This is a genomic window from Fodinibius sediminis (genome assembly GCF_900182555.1).
Taxonomy (GTDB): domain Bacteria; phylum Bacteroidota; class Rhodothermia; order Balneolales; family Balneolaceae; genus Fodinibius; species Fodinibius sediminis.
The window spans coordinates 69,964-84,697 of the sequence record NZ_FXTH01000016.1 but is presented as its reverse complement, the minus strand read 5'-3'; the positions used below and the strand labels follow the sequence as shown (position 1 = coordinate 84,697).

The window sequence follows — 14,734 nt, the reverse complement described above, 5'->3', positions numbered from 1 at the left end:
TTCTTGCAGTTTATCTAGTTCTTTTTGTGTCATGATTTGCCTAAGTTAGTAAGTTTTACGTTACCAAACTCAGACAGAGTTAGATTTACACTCTCAAGTAGTCCCTACACTACCCTCATAGCTAAATTTATTATTATTTAAACCAAATTAAACTTATAGTAAATCCATACAAATCTGAATAGAAACACTGTTCATACATCTGGTATTCAGGAGCTCCCTCTCTTAAGTAAAACCAATCTTCTATATCTACTGGTTCTACCCCTGTATATTTACTATCTGGTTTTCTGTAAAATTCTCCTGCTACTGTAGTAGGAGGTAGTTTACCACCAACCTCGAATTTAAATTTCAGATAGGGAAAGTCATCGCTCCTGCAAAACCAGTTAACTTTGTTTTCACTACTAAACACAGCTAGTATTTCGTGAGTACCAATTTCTGCAAATCGAATGACAGCTGATGTAAGACTTACTTGAAACTCATCTGAGACCTGCTCTATAATTTCAAGTGAGAATTCTCTTCCTCCCGTAAAGTCCCTTAACCTTTTTCGAGGCATTAAGATAGAAGCAGCGAATTTGTCTGCTTCTTTTTCAATTCGTTCTGAATGTACTAAGGATAAAGTGGATGGATGGGGAGATATTAAGCCCCGTTTTAATCCTTGTCTATGGGGCTCAATGAAATAATGTCCTAACTCATGAGCTAACGTAAAACGTCCTTTTTTTGTAGTAGGCAGATTACCCTTTGTTTCGTTTAGGTGGATATGAAATTGTGGTTGATCCCATATCAACATACCATCAAAATGATCTTCGTAATCATCAATGTGTAGATTCAATTCTTCATCTTCAATGATTTTCAGAAGATCTGTAGCGTTTCCTTCATGAAATTCTTCAGTAAGAGACTTTGTATGCTTGTCAATTAGTTGCTTAGTTTTCGGATTTATCTCCACCATTATTTTTATGCTTCTTCTTCATTTTTTCTACAATGTGTTTTGGTAGTCCCTCAGATTTCCTAGCAGCCATTCTAAGGTCCGAATAGTCTTCTTTTCTGTTTGCTGAAGTTTCTAAATTAATAGGTTTTCGTTCTCTTGAGTTCTCTAATATTTTAAAAGGATCTACTTGTTCATCTTTTGTATCTCTTTTTACTTCTGGATATAGCTTATTTAATCGAGATAACTCAATTTGTGTACGTGGAAATAAATATCCAGTGGAACACAGCCATTCTGTTATGTTTTCTAATGTTATATTAATTTTATTTTTTGCCATTATCTTATCCTCTTATCTACAGCTTCAAAAGCATCTTTTTTATAAACTCTGATTGAATTTTGAGTAAGGTCTAAAGCATTACGTAATTTTTTCAATAATTCTCGCGGGAGCTTATAACCATCTTCTTCATAGGCACTGTAGGTTAAAAAGATTATTTTATGTTTTTCTGTTAAATGGTCAAGTGCTTCATCAAGTCTTTTCTCTGCTTTGTGCAAAGCTTTCAACTCCTCTGTGGTGTAACTTTTATCTTCATCAATAAGAGAGGTCCTTATTTTTTCATCTCCTTCATAGGGATAATCTTTTTTATTGTATGATCGCTTCAATTCATTCCGTGCAATTCTATACATATATAGGATGAAGCATTCAGTAATACCTTCAACTCGGCATTTTGATTTTGAAAAGGTTGGGTATTTCCAGAATCGTTCAAATGTTCTATTAGCCAGTTCAATAGCATCATCATCGCTGTAGCCCCACTTTCGGCATATAATAGTGCATTTGTCGATTATATCTGATCGGAACCGGAAAGTTAATGCTGTGAAAGCTGCTTTGGCTGCATCTTCATAGTCCGGATCTTCCTTGAATTTGACATACTCAATCAAATCCTCGGTAGTGTCATTTTCAAAATCTTTCCAGTTCATTTCCTTCCTTGTATTTAGCTATACCGAAAACCGTTAGTTAACGGTTTAGGTAACGTAAGTGAAAGCTCAACGTAAAATTTTTGATTGATGAAATTATCCTTCAGGTATTATAAAACAAAAACATTAATAGTGACAATTTTGGCCTTGGCATTCGGAGTTGATTTAGGCTTTGAGGTGATTCGGGCCTATCTATATCAGGGCGGCGAATTTGTTCTTAGAGCTCCTACAAATACTGCAATTATAGCAAGCCTATTGGTTTGGTATGACAAGTACTTATGGAAATACCAAGTACTCGATAAGCTCGTCAGAGTGCCAAACCTAAATGGGAGATATACTGGGTACATCGAGTACGAGAGGAATGGCGAAAAAAATAGAATGGATACGGTTGTAGAGGTTATTCAAACGGCATCTAAAATTCAGATAAATACTTATTTCCATAGTGAGAGCCATGAAAATACTTATTCAAAAAGTCTTGTCGAGGATATAAGAGCAGAAAATGGACACTATGCTATTTACTTCTTCTACTTTAATTCTGGTACGAATATTAACGATTACCTGGATTGTCATGAGGGGGCAAATAAACTGAAGGTCCTTATGAATGGTAATAAACCCCGAAAATTAACCGGCAATTATTTTACAAACCGTCAAGAGCAAACAAGAGGCAAAATTGAAGTGAATTTTCAATCAACAGACCTAAAACACGAATTCTAAACAATATATAACTATGGCAAATTGCACTGAATTATTACACGAATTTGATTCCACAATAAGGTTAACCGAAGCTAGAAAAGATAGCTTGAAAACATCTCGTAAAGATCTTCGAAAAAAGATACGCAAGTATTTTTCTGAAAAAAGAACGGATGAAATTACTCCAAAATTCTCCGGTCAAGGTTCAATGGAGACTGATACTATTGTAAACCCGATACCTCGGGTAGAAGTGGACTATGGTGAAGAACAAACATTGTATAAGTACGATATCGATGATGGTATTTATTTTATCGGAAATGAATCAGAAAAAGAAAGAAAAACTGTTCAGACCCATCATAATTGGATCTGTGAGGCTGTAGATGGTCATACTTCTCAAGACCCCATAGATAAAAATACTTGCGTCAGAGTTGTTTTTGCTGATGGACACCATATTGATTTGCCCATTTACTATAAAAAAGGTGATACCCCGGAGCTTGCTCATAAAGCAAAAAGTTGGATTTATAGTGATCCTAAAGAATTTATTGAGTGGTTTGAGGAACAGGTTGATGACAATGAACAGCTTGTAAGGCTCATTAGGTACTTAAAAGCGTGGTGTGACTACAGAGAGTTTAGTAACTCATCGATAAAGATGCCCAGTGGGTTTATTATGACAATTCTTGCGATCAATAATTACTACAGTCATGAACGTGATGATATTGCCTTGAAAGAGACTCTAATCAATATTCAGGCAGAGTTGTTTCAGGAGTTTAAATGCGAACGACCAACTACGCCGAAGGGGGAAGATTTATTTGAAGATTATACTCACGAAGAGCACTTCATGAAAATGCTTGCGAATTTCGTTGAACGGGCCAAGAAAGCACTTCGAGAGAAAAATCAAAAAGAAGCCTGTAAATACTGGCAAAAGATTTTCGGCGATAGGTTTTCATGCAGTAACGCTAAAGATGAAAAAGGGCAGAAGCATACAGGTGCTTTAGCAGCTGGAGCTGCCTCTTCAAATCCATGGGCAAAGTAAAATGGAAGAAGGATATTCTACTTTTGTAGACCAATCGGGTTCCGCTACAGATGAGTACCATAATCTTAAGATAGTTTCTGAAAATGGAGAAAAGTTTCTGCGAGGAAATTTAGACATTGTAGATGAGGATGGGAAAGAGTGGGAACCATTTCAAGTGGAAATAAAATATAAGGAGGGGTTTCCTTATCGATTCCCTAAAGTACTTGAAACAAGTGATAGAATACCCAAAATCGCCGATTGGCATATTTATAAAGATGGATCTTGCTGTATAGATGTACTACCATCAGAAATAATTAAATGTAGGGACGGTATAACAGTTGTGGGTTTTATTGAAAATGAATTAACACCTTATCTTTTTAATCAGACATATAGAATAGAAGAAGGCTTCTATGTTAACTCTGGTTATGCCCACGGGTTAATGGGGATCTATGAATTCTTTTCTTCAAGACTTAGAACCGGAAAGGATGTAAGGAAAACTCTTTCGTTAATGCACTATATTGCTACGAAACCTAGATTAAACCGGAGTAATAAATGCTTTTGTGGAAGTAATGAGTTGTTTAGAAAATGCCATATGAAAGCATATGATGAATTAAATAAGCTGGATGAAAGCTTTTTACTTGACCAAATAGAATTGATTTATAACAGAAGTGGATTGAAAAAGGAAAATCAATTAAGGAAGAATTTTACATAGACTTTTCTATAAATTAAGATACCAATACGGTTAGTTTTTGAATTCTCTCTTCTAAGCGGCGATCTATATGTGAGTCCTATAATTAGCCGCTTGTTTTCAGGCGATCCAAGGCTTTCTTCACCCGTTGGACCGTACTTTTGCTTCTGCCGGTAAGCCTGGCCGTCCGGCGAATGGTCTCTCCCCTATTTAACTCCTCTACGATATCCGAATGTTTTTCCACCAGCTCTACGTCTGAGAGGCTGGTACCGTTGGCCCGGCCGTTATATTTGCCTTCGGCTCTGGCGCGGGCTATACCTTCCCGCTGGGCCTCCCTCCTGTTGTTATAATCGATTTCGGCCAAGGTGGACAGGACCGATACCAACAGTTTGGCCACCGGATTTTGGTCGCCATTTTCGAGCAGGGTATTCAGTCCTTCCTTCTGGGATTTTACGTTCACGCCCATTTCGGTAAATCGTTTAATAGTCTGTAGTACATTGATGGCGTCCCGGCCCAGGCGATCAATAGAATGGACCTCGACTTCGTCTATTTTTCCCGCTTTGGCGTCAGCTAGGAGCCTGGCCGCGTCCTCGCGATCTTCAAAGGCCACCATTCCGGAGACTTTATCCCAGTACACCTCCCCTTCTTTGCCTTCCAATTGCCTGGAAATATTTTGTTCAAAGGTCGACACGCGGACGTAGGTGGCTTTCATCTTATCAATGGTATAGTTGTCATTCATCTGTACCGAAATTAGGGTGTTGTATTTATAACCGCAACAACAGCCTGCAAATGGGGTTTTGGAATCCGGAAAATCGTACCGATTTAGGGTATACCCTAAAATGAATACACAATAGTTGTTGTTCAGCAGCTGGCTCGAATGCTGTTTTTCTGATAGCACAAAATTTTATAAGATTTACCGATAATGTTGTAACAAATAATGTGAGACAGATACCTACCTTATTGCTGATTTCATGGTTTTGAACAAGCCTCCTAAAAAGGAAGAGAAACAATATTTAAATATTACAGAACTTTTGTATGTTTAGCTTTGATTGTAAGTTGATACCCAAAAAATGAACCTATTTAAAAAGACATATCACGGTTTATCAGCACTAACGCTGATTCTTTTTTTAAGTAGTATCGTACTGCCAGCAAGCCTGTCGGCAGCGACTCTTTTCTGTGATATGCCGGTGGAGGCTATCGCCAGTAATACAACCGACTGTTGCCAGAGTCACCACGGGACTTCGGCCAGTGAGGACGGCAACTCCTTGCAAACTTGTAGCTATCAACACCTTTGTTCGGAAGCGATAGCAAGTGAGAAGGGCGATACGCCTGCGCTCACCCAAAGTACGAAAAGCATCGTAGTGGCGGTTATTTTCAGCTACATTGTGCTGGATGATGCCTCGTCCCGCCACCATCCATTACCACCGGTAGCATCGGTTCATCCTCCGCACAATACTCCTCTCTTTTTGCTTAACAGCACCTTTCTGAATTAGCACCCCTCCCCCTTGGGCTCACAAGGAATCCAACCGACATGGTGGTCCCTGCCCGTTGCCTTTCTTCTCACCAATCATTGGAATATTCCATTGGGGTTGCTTAAAAGACGCATACCCTCATCGGACTATGTTTATTCAGAAATATTATGCTTGACAAAACCATACGCTTTTTCCTTGAAAACAAACTCATCGCCGTACTGATGCTGGTGGCGCTCGTCGCCTGGGGCATTGCCGTGGCGCCCTTTTCGTGGGACACCTTTCTGCCGGAAGATCCGGTGCAGGTGGATGCCATTCCAAACCTGGGCCAAAACCAGCAGATTGTCTATACCCGCTGGGCCGGGCGTTCCCCGCAGGATATTGAAGATCAAATCACCTACCCACTTACAACACAGCTGCTGAGCGTGCCCGGCGTCAAAACGGTACGCAGTACTTCGATCATTGGAATGTCCAGCATTTACGTAATTTTTGAGGAAGATGTGGATTTCTACTGGAGCCGCTCACGTATCCTCGAAAAGCTGAATTCCCTGCCGGCCGGCACGCTGCCGCAGGCCGTGCAGCCCGCGCTCGGCCCGGATGCCACGGGGCTCGGACAAATTTACTGGTACACCCTTGAAGGACGCGATAAGCAGGGCAATCCCACGGGCGGTTGGGACCTGCAGGAGCTGCGCAGTATACAGGATTTCTATGTGGGCTATGGACTGTCCGCCGCCGAAGGGGTCTCAGAAGTGGCGCCCATCGGAGGCTACGTGAGCGAGTACCAGGTGGATGTCGATCCCGAAGCGATGCAGCAATACGATATCACCATGAATGACGTGTTCAACGCCGTGCGCAACAGCAACGCCGAGGTAGGCGCCCGCACCATTGAAATGAATAATGTGGAGTACCTGGTGCGCGGGCTGGGTTACATCAAAAATATGGATGATATAGAGCAGGCCGTGGTAAAAGTAGTGGATAACACCCCGGTGCGTATCAATCAGGTTGCGCGGGTCAGCCGCGGGCCCGCCCTGCGCCGGGGGGCGCTGGATAAAGCCGGTGCCGAAGCCGTGGGCGCGGTGGTTGTGGCCCGGGAAGGCGCGAACCCGATGGAAGTCGTTGAAAACATCGAAGCCAAAATAAAAGAGCTTTCGGCCGGGCTGCCGTCCAAAACCCTGGATGACGGCACCCAATCAAAGGTAACTATTGTGCCCTTTTACAATCGCGGGGAACTCATCCAGGAAACCCTCGGCACTCTTGAAGAAGCGCTCACCCTTGAGGTACTCATTACCATTATTGTAATTGTGGTTATGGTGCTGAACCTGCGCACCTCCATCCTGATCTCAGCGATGCTGCCTATCGCAGTACTAATGACCTTTATTGCCATGAAGCTGGCGGGGGTGGATGCCAATATCGTTTCGCTATCGGGTATTGCCATTGCCATCGGTACCATTGTGGATATGGGCATCGTGCTCTCGGAGAATATGCTGCAGCATATGGAGCGGGCCGGGCCGGAGGAATCCCTGCTGGAGGTGATCTACCGGGCCTCCAGTGAGGTGGCGCACGCCATTGTTACGGCTATCACCATGACCATCGTCAGCTTCCTGCCGGTGTTTACCATGGTGGCCTCCGAGGGGAAACTGTTTAAGCCGCTGGCCTTCACCAAGACCTTTGCGCTGGTGGCCTCCATCATTATTGTGATTGCCCTGCTGCCGCCCTTCGCCCACTGGTTCTTCTCTATCACCATAAAGAAACGACCGATTAAAATAGCATGGAATGGCCTGTTGGTGATTGGCGGGCTGTTGGTCGCCATTGCCTTTATGCCGTGGGCAGGGTTGGTTCTGATGACATTTGGCTTGCTGAATGGCGCAGCGCTCTTCGCCGATGAAAAGTATCAACGATGGTTGCCGGCGGCCAACATGGTGCTGATCGTGGGGGCGGTTACCTGGCTGCTCACCAGCGAGTGGCTGCCGCTGGGTCCGGGCGTGGCCTTTACCGCCAACTTCATCACCGTAGCGCTACTGCTGGCGGTGATTATGGGCAGTTTCTGGCTTGTCATCTACTTTTACGAACCGATACTGGACTGGTGCCTGCAGCACAAGGGCTTGTTTCTATCCATTCCGGCCGGGCTTTCGGTGCTGGCTGTAGTGATCTGGCTGGGCTTTGCCAGTGTCTTCGGCTTCGTGGCCAACGGTTTTGATGCCGTAGGCCTCAATATACGAACCACCGCCCCCTGGCAGGCGGCGCAATCGACCTTTCCCGGTTTGGGCGAAGAGTTTATGCCCCCGCTGGACGAAGGCTCCTTCCTGCTGATGCCTACGACCATGCCACACGCGGGGATCGAGGAGGCCAAAGACGTGATGCAAAAATTGGATATGCGGGTGGCTTCCATCCCGGAAGTGGAAAATGTGGTCGGTAAAATGGGCCGCACCGAATCGGCGCTCGACCCCGCGCCCATCTCCATGTTTGAAAACATCGTTACCTATAAGACCGAATACAAAACAGATGAAAGCGGGCACCGCATCCGTTTCCAAACGAATGATGAGGGCGAATTTGTCCGCGATGAGCAGGGTAATCTCATTCCCGATGCTGACGGAAAATACTACCGTCAGTGGCGTGATCATATTCAGTCGCCGGATGACATCTGGGATGAAATTATCAAGGCAGCTGACCTCCCGGGCACCACCTCGGCCCCCAAACTCCAGCCCATTCAAACGCGGCAAATTATGCTGCAATCGGGCATGCGGGCGCCTATGGGCGTAAAAATAAAGGGGCCGGATCTGCAAACCATTGAAAACTTCGGGCTTCGCCTGGAAGAGCAGCTACAACAGGTGCCCGGCATCAAACCGGCCTCGGTGTTTGCCGACCGCATTGTAGGTAAGCCCTACCTGGAAATTGACGTAGATCGGCAACAGATTGCCCGCTATGGTATCTCCATGCAGCAGATTCAGCACTACATCGAAGTAGCGGTGGGCGGAGTTGAACTGACCAAAACGGTGGAAGGCCGCGAGCGCTATCCGGTGCGAGTACGTTATGCGCGCGAGCAACGCGACGACCCCCAAAAAATTAAACAGATGCTGGTTCCTACGGGCATGGGCGAGCAAGTGCCGCTGGGACAGCTGGCGGAGATCCGCTACCGCCAGGGACCGCAGGCCATTAAAAGTGAAGACACCTTCCTGATCGGGTATGTCATCTTTGACCGCATGGAGGGCGTGGCCGAGGTGGACGCCGTTGAAAATGCTCAAAACTACCTGCAGAATAAGATTGATTCCGGTGATTTGACTATTCCGGCGGGTATCAGCTACGAGTTTGCAGGCAATTATGAGAACCAAATCCGCGCCTCTAAGCGCCTGTCGATTATCCTGCCCATTGCCATGCTGCTGATCTTTCTGATTATCTATTTCCAGTTCAAATCGGTGCCAGTTTCGACCATGATTTTCAGCAGTATCTTCGTGGCCTGGGCCGGCGGCTTTATGCTGGTCTGGCTCTACGGGCAGTCCTGGTTTATGGACTTCAGCCTGTTCGGTACCAATATGCGCCAGCTCTTCCAGATGGGCACCGTGAACCTGAGTATTGCCGTATGGGTGGGCTTTATTGCCCTGTTCGGCATTGCCGCCGAGGGTGGCGTGGTGATGGCCACCTACCTCGACCAGGTGTTTGACCGCGATAATCCCGGCACACTAAAAGAAGTGCACAGCGCCGTACGCGAAGCCGCCGGACGGCGTATCCGTCCTACGATGATGACAACGGCGACCACCATTCTGGCGCTCATTCCGGTACTCACCTCCACCGGTCGCGGGGCCGACATCATGGTGCCGATGGCCATCCCCAGCGTGGGCGGGATGTTCCTGCAGATCATTACGCTGTTTGTGATACCAGTGCTCTACGCCATCTGGAGAGAGTGGCAGTTGAAACGTGGTTCATCCACATCTGAAGTGAAGAACATTAATGCTTAAGAGGAATATAGATATGAAATCATTTACAAAATGGTCCACCCCCCACAACCCCCTCAAGGGGGGACAAGCTGGCCCTGTCCAGTTCTCATTATTTGCAAAGGCTTTGAAGTCCCCCTTTGAAGGGGAATTAAGGGGGATGGCATTGCTACTGGTGCTAATCCTAATTCCATTATGGAGTTTCGCACAACAATCACCCCAGGCGAATACACAACTCGACCAATATCTGCAGGAGGCAGCGCAAAACAATCCCGAGCTGAAAGCGCGATTCCAGGAATACCTGGCCGCCCTGCAGCAGGTGCCGCAGGTAACCACTTTGCCTGATCCTGAAGCTGCATTCGGATACTTTATCCGCTCCACTGAAACGCGGGTTGGCCCGCAGCAGGCTCGGTTTGGGCTTACCCAGATGTTTCCCTGGTTCGGCACGCTGGGCGCCCGAGGCGATGCGGCGGCGCAAATGGCCAAAGCGAAATTCGAGACCTTTCAGGAGACGCGGAACAATTTGTTTTTCAAGGTTAAAAAAACGTGGTATAAGCTCTACCACATCGATCAGTCGATACGAATCACACGGGAGAATATCGACATCCTCGGAACCTTTGAATCATTGGCCACCAGCCGCTACGAAACCGCACAGGCCGGTCAGGTGGATATCCTGCGGGTGCAAATTGACAAAGAAGATTTAATCACCCGTGCGGCCCTGCTGGAAGACTCTAAAAATGCTCTGGTCCAACGCTTAGCTGAACTGGTAAACCGTCCGGAATTGCTACAGCCAAATGTACCCGATACGCTGGCAGCGCAAGAGCTGCCGCTGCCGATACCGGAGCTGAAGAAAAAGACGCTGCAGCAAAATCCGCGGCTTACCAAGCTTGATTTTGAGGCGGCCTCAGCTCGTAGTGCTATTGATGTAGCACGAAAAGAAGGGCTACCCAAATTTGGATTGGGAGCCGATTATATCTTCACCGGGGAACGGGATGTTACCCTTGCCGGTAACGGAAAAGATGCTATTGTGGCTCGCGTGGGGATTCGAATTCCGTTATACCGCAAAAAATACCGGGCGCAAAAGAAACAGGCCCAACTGCGATTGCAGGCGGTTGAAAACCGGCAAATAGATACGCAGAACGGTCTGCTGACTACCTTCGAGGAAACGCTGCGCGATTTTCACGATGCTCGGCGACGCGTATCCCTCTACAAGGATATTCAGATTCAGCGCACGCGCCAGGCCCTTGATATTTTGACGGAAGAATACACAACCGCCGCCGCCGATTTTGAAGAGCTGCTGCGATTGCAGCGCAAGCTCCTGGAGTTTCAGCTGGCCCGCGAGGAGGCCATCGTAGATCAAAATACGGCCGTCGCTTTTACCGAATATCTGTACGGCAAATACAATGTGAACCCGGACGAAATTAAAACCCACTAGTGCGTATTGAGTTGCGGGAAAACTCACGATAGATACTCAAGGCTCACTACTTAAAACTCAAGAATAAACCACCATGAAACAATCAATGAACTATAAACAAACAGGCAAAGTAATCGGAATTTTGCTGGCCGGATTATTCCTCGGCTGGCTGTTCTTCGGTGGATCGGCAGCCGACCAGCCCGAGAACATGGATGAGCATGTGGAGCAGGCCCACACCAACGAGCGGGGTGAAATCGTTTATACCTGTAGTATGCATCCGAGCGTGCGGCAAAACGAGCCCGGTAACTGCCCGATCTGCGGCATGGAACTTATTCCTGCCGGCAGTTCTGAGGGAATGCAGGAAGAAAATCCCTATGAACTAACCATGACCCCGGCAGCGATACGATTGGCGGAAGTGCAAACCACCGAAATAAGCCGGGGCACAGCAACTAAAACTGTGCGCATGCCGGGTAAAATAACCGTGGATGAAACCCGCACTTCAAGCATCACGGCCCTGTTTCCGGGACGCATAGAGGACCTCTATGTTGATTTTACGGGACAGTATGTATCCAAGGGGGAGCCACTGGCTTCGATCTATTCGCCGAAGCTGGTAACGGCCCAGAAGGAACTGATTGAAGCGGCCAAACACAAAGAAAGCAATCCTACTATTTACAATGCCGCCAAGCGGAAGCTAAAGCTGTGGGAACTGAGTGACCGGCAGATTCAGCAGATCGAACAAAGCGGTGAGCTCCAAACCGAAATGCAAATCGTAGCTCCTAAAAGCGGCTACGTTATGTCACGCGAAGTTTCACGGGAAGACTATGTGCAGGAAGGTACCCTGATGTACCAAATAGCCGACCTCTCCCGGCTGTGGGTGATGTTTCAGGCCTATGAAAACGATCTGGCCGGTCTCAAAAAAGGCGACACCGTTGAATTTACGGTCGGGGCCTATCCCGGTGAAACCTTTAATGCGAGTATCACCTACATCGATCCGGTGCTCAATTCCATGAAACGTACCGTTTCGGTCCGGGCCGAGGTGGCCAATCCCAATGACCGGCTCAAGCCAGAGATGCTGGCCGAGGGCGTGGTTTCATCCACGCTGGACAAAGGCACCGATCAGCTGCTGGTACCAAAGTCAGCGGTGCTGTGGACGGGTGAGCGCTCAGTGGTGTACGTAAAGAAACCGAACACCGAGCAGTCCACCTTTGAATTCCGGGAAGTCGTGTTGGGTCAGCGCGTAGGCGATCAGTATGTGGTAAAATCAGGCCTCGAAGCTGGTGAAGATGTGGTTACTAACGGCAACTTCAAGATTGACAGCGCCGCCCAGCTGGCGGGCAAAGCCAGCATGATGAATCAAAATCCGGATGGTAAGAAAAGTCCGGGAATGCCGGGTATGGAAGGAATGGATGATATGGGTGAAAGCATGCAACAAATCAGTGCATCAGCCAAGGCTTCAATAAACGACCAAGCTGTTCCCGAAGCATTCAAGAAAGAACTTAATGGCCTGACTGATGCCTATTTGACAATCAAAGATGCGCTTGCAAAAGATAATTTTAAGAACGCCTCCACAGGTATCCCCCCGTTTAAAGAAAAACTATCAGCTATTGATATGGGGTTAATCAGCGATGACCAGCAAATGAAGGCATGGATGACCCGCCTGAACGCTCTTAAGAAACATACGCATGCCGTACAGCAAACAAACGAATTGTCTCCTTTCCGGCAGCAGTTTGCCCTGCTCTCGGAAGCGCTGCTCGAAACGCTGACCACCTTTGGGGTAGAACGGGAGCTGTTTGTGCAATTCTGCCCGATGGCTCGTGGCGGGGAAGGGGCCTACTGGGTCAGCAGCCAGAAAAAAATCTCCAATCCTTATATGGGCCCAAAAATGCCCGGTTGTGGAGAGACGAAAATGCAGATTAATACAGATAGGTAGTTTATGAAGCAATACTTTGCAAAATAGTACAAAAGGCACCAAGAATTCTATAACGCAATGGAATACATAAATCTGTAGCTTAACCTGAACATAAAACAGAAACTTATGAAACTCATTAAAGCATACATTCGGCAGGACATGTTTGAAACCGTACACCGGGCCCTCAACAAAGAGGGCTATACCAGCATGACCGTGATGGAAGCCGAAGGAATGGGCAGTTACAGCGATCCGGAAAAACGCCACGGATCGCTCAAATTTCCGACGCTTCATTCCAAAGTGGTGAAACTGGAGATGGTTTCTGAAGCTGAGCACGTAGATGCTATTGTCGATATTATTCAGGAACATGCCAGCACCGGCCATGAAGGCGACGGGCTTATGGTGGTGCTCCCGGTGGAGCGCAGTATCCGCGTCCGGGATGGCGAACAACGAACCTACAGCGTATAACAATTACCAATAATTAAATAAACCAACCAGAGGTGAACATTATGACACGACTACTAACACTAACCGTACTTGCTGTTACCCTATCTCTGGCCCAACCGGCCCAGGCTCAGCAGCAGGACACCCAAAAAGAAAACATGGAAATGATGCAGGATTCGACCATGCGAGCCATGATGATGGAGCACATGACGCAGAACCCGCAAATGCGTAAGCAGATGATGCAGCATATGATGGGCTCGATGAAGATGGACGGCGACATGAATATGCAGGAGATGCATCAGAAGATGATGAATAATCCCGAGATGAAAGAGCGCATGCAGAAGCACATGGAGATGATGCAATCCATGATGGAGGGCAAAGAAATGGATCACTCCAAGATGATGGAAAAGATGGGCGATTCTTCCATGATGAAGATGCACATGATGTGCATGCAGATGATGCAGGGAGGCATGATGGACAAAAGCAACATGGATTCCGGCAACCATAAACAACATCACAACTAATCATGGAGTGGCTAAACACACTGAATGCCTGGGCCCCGGTACTTTGGATACTCCTGTCCGGGGTCTTGCTCCTGATCTGGTATCTTGCTCTTCGCGGCAAGCACCGGCTTGAAGTCAGAAATGCAGCCACCGAAGTGTACCATAGACGATTTCAAACCGGTGAAATATCAAAAGAAGAGTTCAACAGGCTCAAAAGTTCCCTTACCAACAACTAACCATATCACATAAAAATGAGCAAGCATACCCTTTGGGCGATTATTGGATGTGGGGTTCCTCTTCTGCTTCTGTTTTTCGCCCCACTGCTGGGGCTGAGCAGTAACATAACCATCTTTCTATTTGTCGTAGCAATATTTGCCTGCCACATCCTGATGATTGGTCACCACCGGAAAGGATCGGGGCATGAAAATCACCAAACTAACGACAGGAGTTTATCATGAAAACACTCAGCATCAAAAAATTGGGGATGGCCGCCGGAGCAACCGCGGCTATTTTTTACCTGGGATGTATCATCCTGATGATAACGGTCGGTAAAGAGGGACGGTGTTCTTCTTCAACAGCCTGTTGCACGAGCTGGATGTAGAACCCATTATTCGGATGAGCGTGCCGCGCCTGCAAGCCTTCTTCGGATTGGTGCAAACCTTCATTCTGGAATGGCTGATCGGAGCATTAATTGCCGCAATCTATAATATCTCTTATTCAAAAGGAGAAGATACCACTCAAAATTATTTTTAATACAGTACATGCAGGCGTAAAGCCTTATTTGGCTT

The 14,734-nt window shown here is 46.7% G+C and carries 17 protein-coding genes; 13 read left to right on the top strand and 4 right to left on the bottom strand.

What is annotated here, in order from left to right:
• Window positions 1-133 precede the first annotated feature (133 nt).
• Genes FN808_RS15760 through FN808_RS15750 form a run of 3 tightly spaced genes read right to left on the bottom strand, consistent with a single transcriptional unit; the run spans window position 134 to window position 1,894 of the window.
• Window positions 134-943 (bottom strand): ImmA/IrrE family metallo-endopeptidase, encoded by an 810-nt coding sequence (locus tag FN808_RS15760; RefSeq protein ID WP_142715572.1) that lies wholly within the window; start codon window positions 941-943, stop codon window positions 134-136.
• Entirely contained in the window at window positions 918-1,256 is a 339-nt protein-coding gene (locus tag FN808_RS15755) for a hypothetical protein (protein ID WP_142715571.1), read from the bottom strand. The genes FN808_RS15760 and FN808_RS15755 overlap by 26 nt, the downstream gene beginning before the upstream one ends.
• Window positions 1,256-1,894, bottom strand: coding sequence for a sigma-70 RNA polymerase sigma factor region 4 domain-containing protein (locus FN808_RS15750; RefSeq protein WP_142715570.1), 639 nt, complete (start codon window positions 1,892-1,894; stop codon window positions 1,256-1,258). Before FN808_RS15750 ends, FN808_RS15755 begins: the two co-directional genes overlap by 1 nt.
• 87 nt (window positions 1,895-1,981) lie before the next feature.
• Here FN808_RS15750 and FN808_RS15745 point away from each other — a divergent pair, with 87 nt between their 5' ends.
• The 3 genes from FN808_RS15745 to FN808_RS15735 are packed head-to-tail and all read left to right on the top strand — an operon-like array spanning window position 1,982 to window position 4,305.
• Window positions 1,982-2,605, top strand: coding sequence for a Cap15 family cyclic dinucleotide receptor domain-containing protein (locus tag FN808_RS15745; RefSeq protein ID WP_142715569.1), 624 nt, complete (start codon window positions 1,982-1,984; stop codon window positions 2,603-2,605).
• Window positions 2,606-2,618: 13 nt separating this feature from the next.
• The gene (locus FN808_RS15740) at window positions 2,619-3,614 is read left to right on the top strand and encodes a cyclic GMP-AMP synthase DncV-like nucleotidyltransferase (RefSeq protein ID WP_142715568.1); all 996 of its coding nucleotides are present in this window, start codon (window positions 2,619-2,621) and stop codon (window positions 3,612-3,614) included.
• A 1-nt stretch (window position 3,615) separates the two neighbouring features.
• Entirely contained in the window at window positions 3,616-4,305 is a 690-nt protein-coding gene (locus tag FN808_RS15735; protein ID WP_142715567.1) for a ubiquitin-conjugating enzyme E2, read from the top strand.
• A gap of 82 nt (window positions 4,306-4,387) precedes the next feature.
• Here FN808_RS15735 and FN808_RS15730 read toward each other — a convergent pair whose 3' ends face one another.
• Complete coding sequence (locus FN808_RS15730) at window positions 4,388-5,020, bottom strand: recombinase family protein (protein WP_142715566.1); 633 nt, start codon at window positions 5,018-5,020, stop codon at window positions 4,388-4,390.
• Window positions 5,021-5,351: 331 nt separating this feature from the next.
• On the opposite strand from FN808_RS15730, the gene FN808_RS15725 reads away from it, so the two are divergent.
• The 10 genes from FN808_RS15725 to FN808_RS19150 all read left to right on the top strand — a co-directional run bounded on the left by FN808_RS15725 (window position 5,352) and on the right by FN808_RS19150 (window position 14,699).
• Window positions 5,352-5,774, top strand: coding sequence for a hypothetical protein (locus tag FN808_RS15725; protein ID WP_142715565.1), 423 nt, complete (start codon window positions 5,352-5,354; stop codon window positions 5,772-5,774).
• Between the two features lie 146 nt (window positions 5,775-5,920).
• Window positions 5,921-9,703 carry an efflux RND transporter permease subunit gene (locus tag FN808_RS15720; RefSeq protein ID WP_142715564.1) on the top strand — a complete coding sequence of 1,261 codons (3,783 nt, stop codon included), beginning with the start codon at window positions 5,921-5,923 and terminating at the stop codon, window positions 9,701-9,703.
• Window positions 9,704-9,716: 13 nt separating this feature from the next.
• Window positions 9,717-11,114, top strand: coding sequence for a TolC family protein (locus FN808_RS15715; protein WP_185958445.1), 1,398 nt, complete (start codon window positions 9,717-9,719; stop codon window positions 11,112-11,114).
• A gap of 73 nt (window positions 11,115-11,187) precedes the next feature.
• Window positions 11,188-13,023, top strand: a complete 1,836-nt coding sequence (locus FN808_RS15710) for an efflux RND transporter periplasmic adaptor subunit (protein ID WP_142715562.1) — start codon at window positions 11,188-11,190, stop codon at window positions 13,021-13,023.
• Between the two features lie 105 nt (window positions 13,024-13,128).
• A complete protein-coding gene (locus FN808_RS15705; protein WP_142715561.1) occupies window positions 13,129-13,467 on the top strand; it encodes a P-II family nitrogen regulator in 339 nt (112 codons plus the stop codon).
• A 41-nt stretch (window positions 13,468-13,508) separates the two neighbouring features.
• Window positions 13,509-13,967: a DUF4175 domain-containing protein gene (locus FN808_RS15700; RefSeq protein WP_142715560.1), complete on the top strand. Its 459-nt coding sequence runs from the start codon at window positions 13,509-13,511 to the stop codon at window positions 13,965-13,967.
• A 2-nt stretch (window positions 13,968-13,969) separates the two neighbouring features.
• Complete coding sequence (locus FN808_RS15695; protein ID WP_142715559.1) at window positions 13,970-14,182, top strand: SHOCT domain-containing protein; 213 nt, start codon at window positions 13,970-13,972, stop codon at window positions 14,180-14,182.
• Window positions 14,183-14,197: 15 nt separating this feature from the next.
• Window positions 14,198-14,404, top strand: a complete 207-nt coding sequence (locus FN808_RS15690; RefSeq protein WP_142715558.1) for a hypothetical protein — start codon at window positions 14,198-14,200, stop codon at window positions 14,402-14,404.
• Window positions 14,401-14,547, top strand: coding sequence for a hypothetical protein (locus tag FN808_RS19155; RefSeq protein ID WP_221930080.1), 147 nt, complete (start codon window positions 14,401-14,403; stop codon window positions 14,545-14,547). The genes FN808_RS15690 and FN808_RS19155 overlap by 4 nt, the downstream gene beginning before the upstream one ends.
• A complete protein-coding gene (locus tag FN808_RS19150; RefSeq protein ID WP_221930079.1) occupies window positions 14,529-14,699 on the top strand; it encodes a DUF5676 family membrane protein in 171 nt (56 codons plus the stop codon). The genes FN808_RS19155 and FN808_RS19150 overlap by 19 nt, the downstream gene beginning before the upstream one ends.
• Window positions 14,700-14,734 lie beyond the last annotated feature (35 nt).

Coding starts and splice junctions, on each gene's coding strand:
- FN808_RS15760 (WP_142715572.1), bottom strand. CDS start 943: ATGGTGGAGATAAATCCGAAAACTAAGCAACTAATTGACAAGCATACA.
- FN808_RS15715 (WP_185958445.1), top strand. CDS start 9,717: ATGAAATCATTTACAAAATGGTCCACCCCCCACAACCCCCTCAAGGGG.
- FN808_RS15725 (WP_142715565.1), top strand. CDS start 5,352: ATGAACCTATTTAAAAAGACATATCACGGTTTATCAGCACTAACGCTG.
- FN808_RS15710 (WP_142715562.1), top strand. CDS start 11,188: ATGAAACAATCAATGAACTATAAACAAACAGGCAAAGTAATCGGAATT.
- FN808_RS15730 (WP_142715566.1), bottom strand. CDS start 5,020: ATGAATGACAACTATACCATTGATAAGATGAAAGCCACCTACGTCCGC.
- FN808_RS15695 (WP_142715559.1), top strand. CDS start 13,970: ATGGAGTGGCTAAACACACTGAATGCCTGGGCCCCGGTACTTTGGATA.
- FN808_RS15735 (WP_142715567.1), top strand. CDS start 3,616: ATGGAAGAAGGATATTCTACTTTTGTAGACCAATCGGGTTCCGCTACA.
- FN808_RS15740 (WP_142715568.1), top strand. CDS start 2,619: ATGGCAAATTGCACTGAATTATTACACGAATTTGATTCCACAATAAGG.
- FN808_RS15705 (WP_142715561.1), top strand. CDS start 13,129: ATGAAACTCATTAAAGCATACATTCGGCAGGACATGTTTGAAACCGTA.
- FN808_RS15755 (WP_142715571.1), bottom strand. CDS start 1,256: ATGGCAAAAAATAAAATTAATATAACATTAGAAAACATAACAGAATGG.
- FN808_RS15700 (WP_142715560.1), top strand. CDS start 13,509: ATGACACGACTACTAACACTAACCGTACTTGCTGTTACCCTATCTCTG.
- FN808_RS15750 (WP_142715570.1), bottom strand. CDS start 1,894: ATGAACTGGAAAGATTTTGAAAATGACACTACCGAGGATTTGATTGAG.
- FN808_RS15745 (WP_142715569.1), top strand. CDS start 1,982: ATGAAATTATCCTTCAGGTATTATAAAACAAAAACATTAATAGTGACA.
- FN808_RS19155 (WP_221930080.1), top strand. CDS start 14,401: ATGAAAACACTCAGCATCAAAAAATTGGGGATGGCCGCCGGAGCAACC.
- FN808_RS15720 (WP_142715564.1), top strand. CDS start 5,921: ATGCTTGACAAAACCATACGCTTTTTCCTTGAAAACAAACTCATCGCC.
- FN808_RS15690 (WP_142715558.1), top strand. CDS start 14,198: ATGAGCAAGCATACCCTTTGGGCGATTATTGGATGTGGGGTTCCTCTT.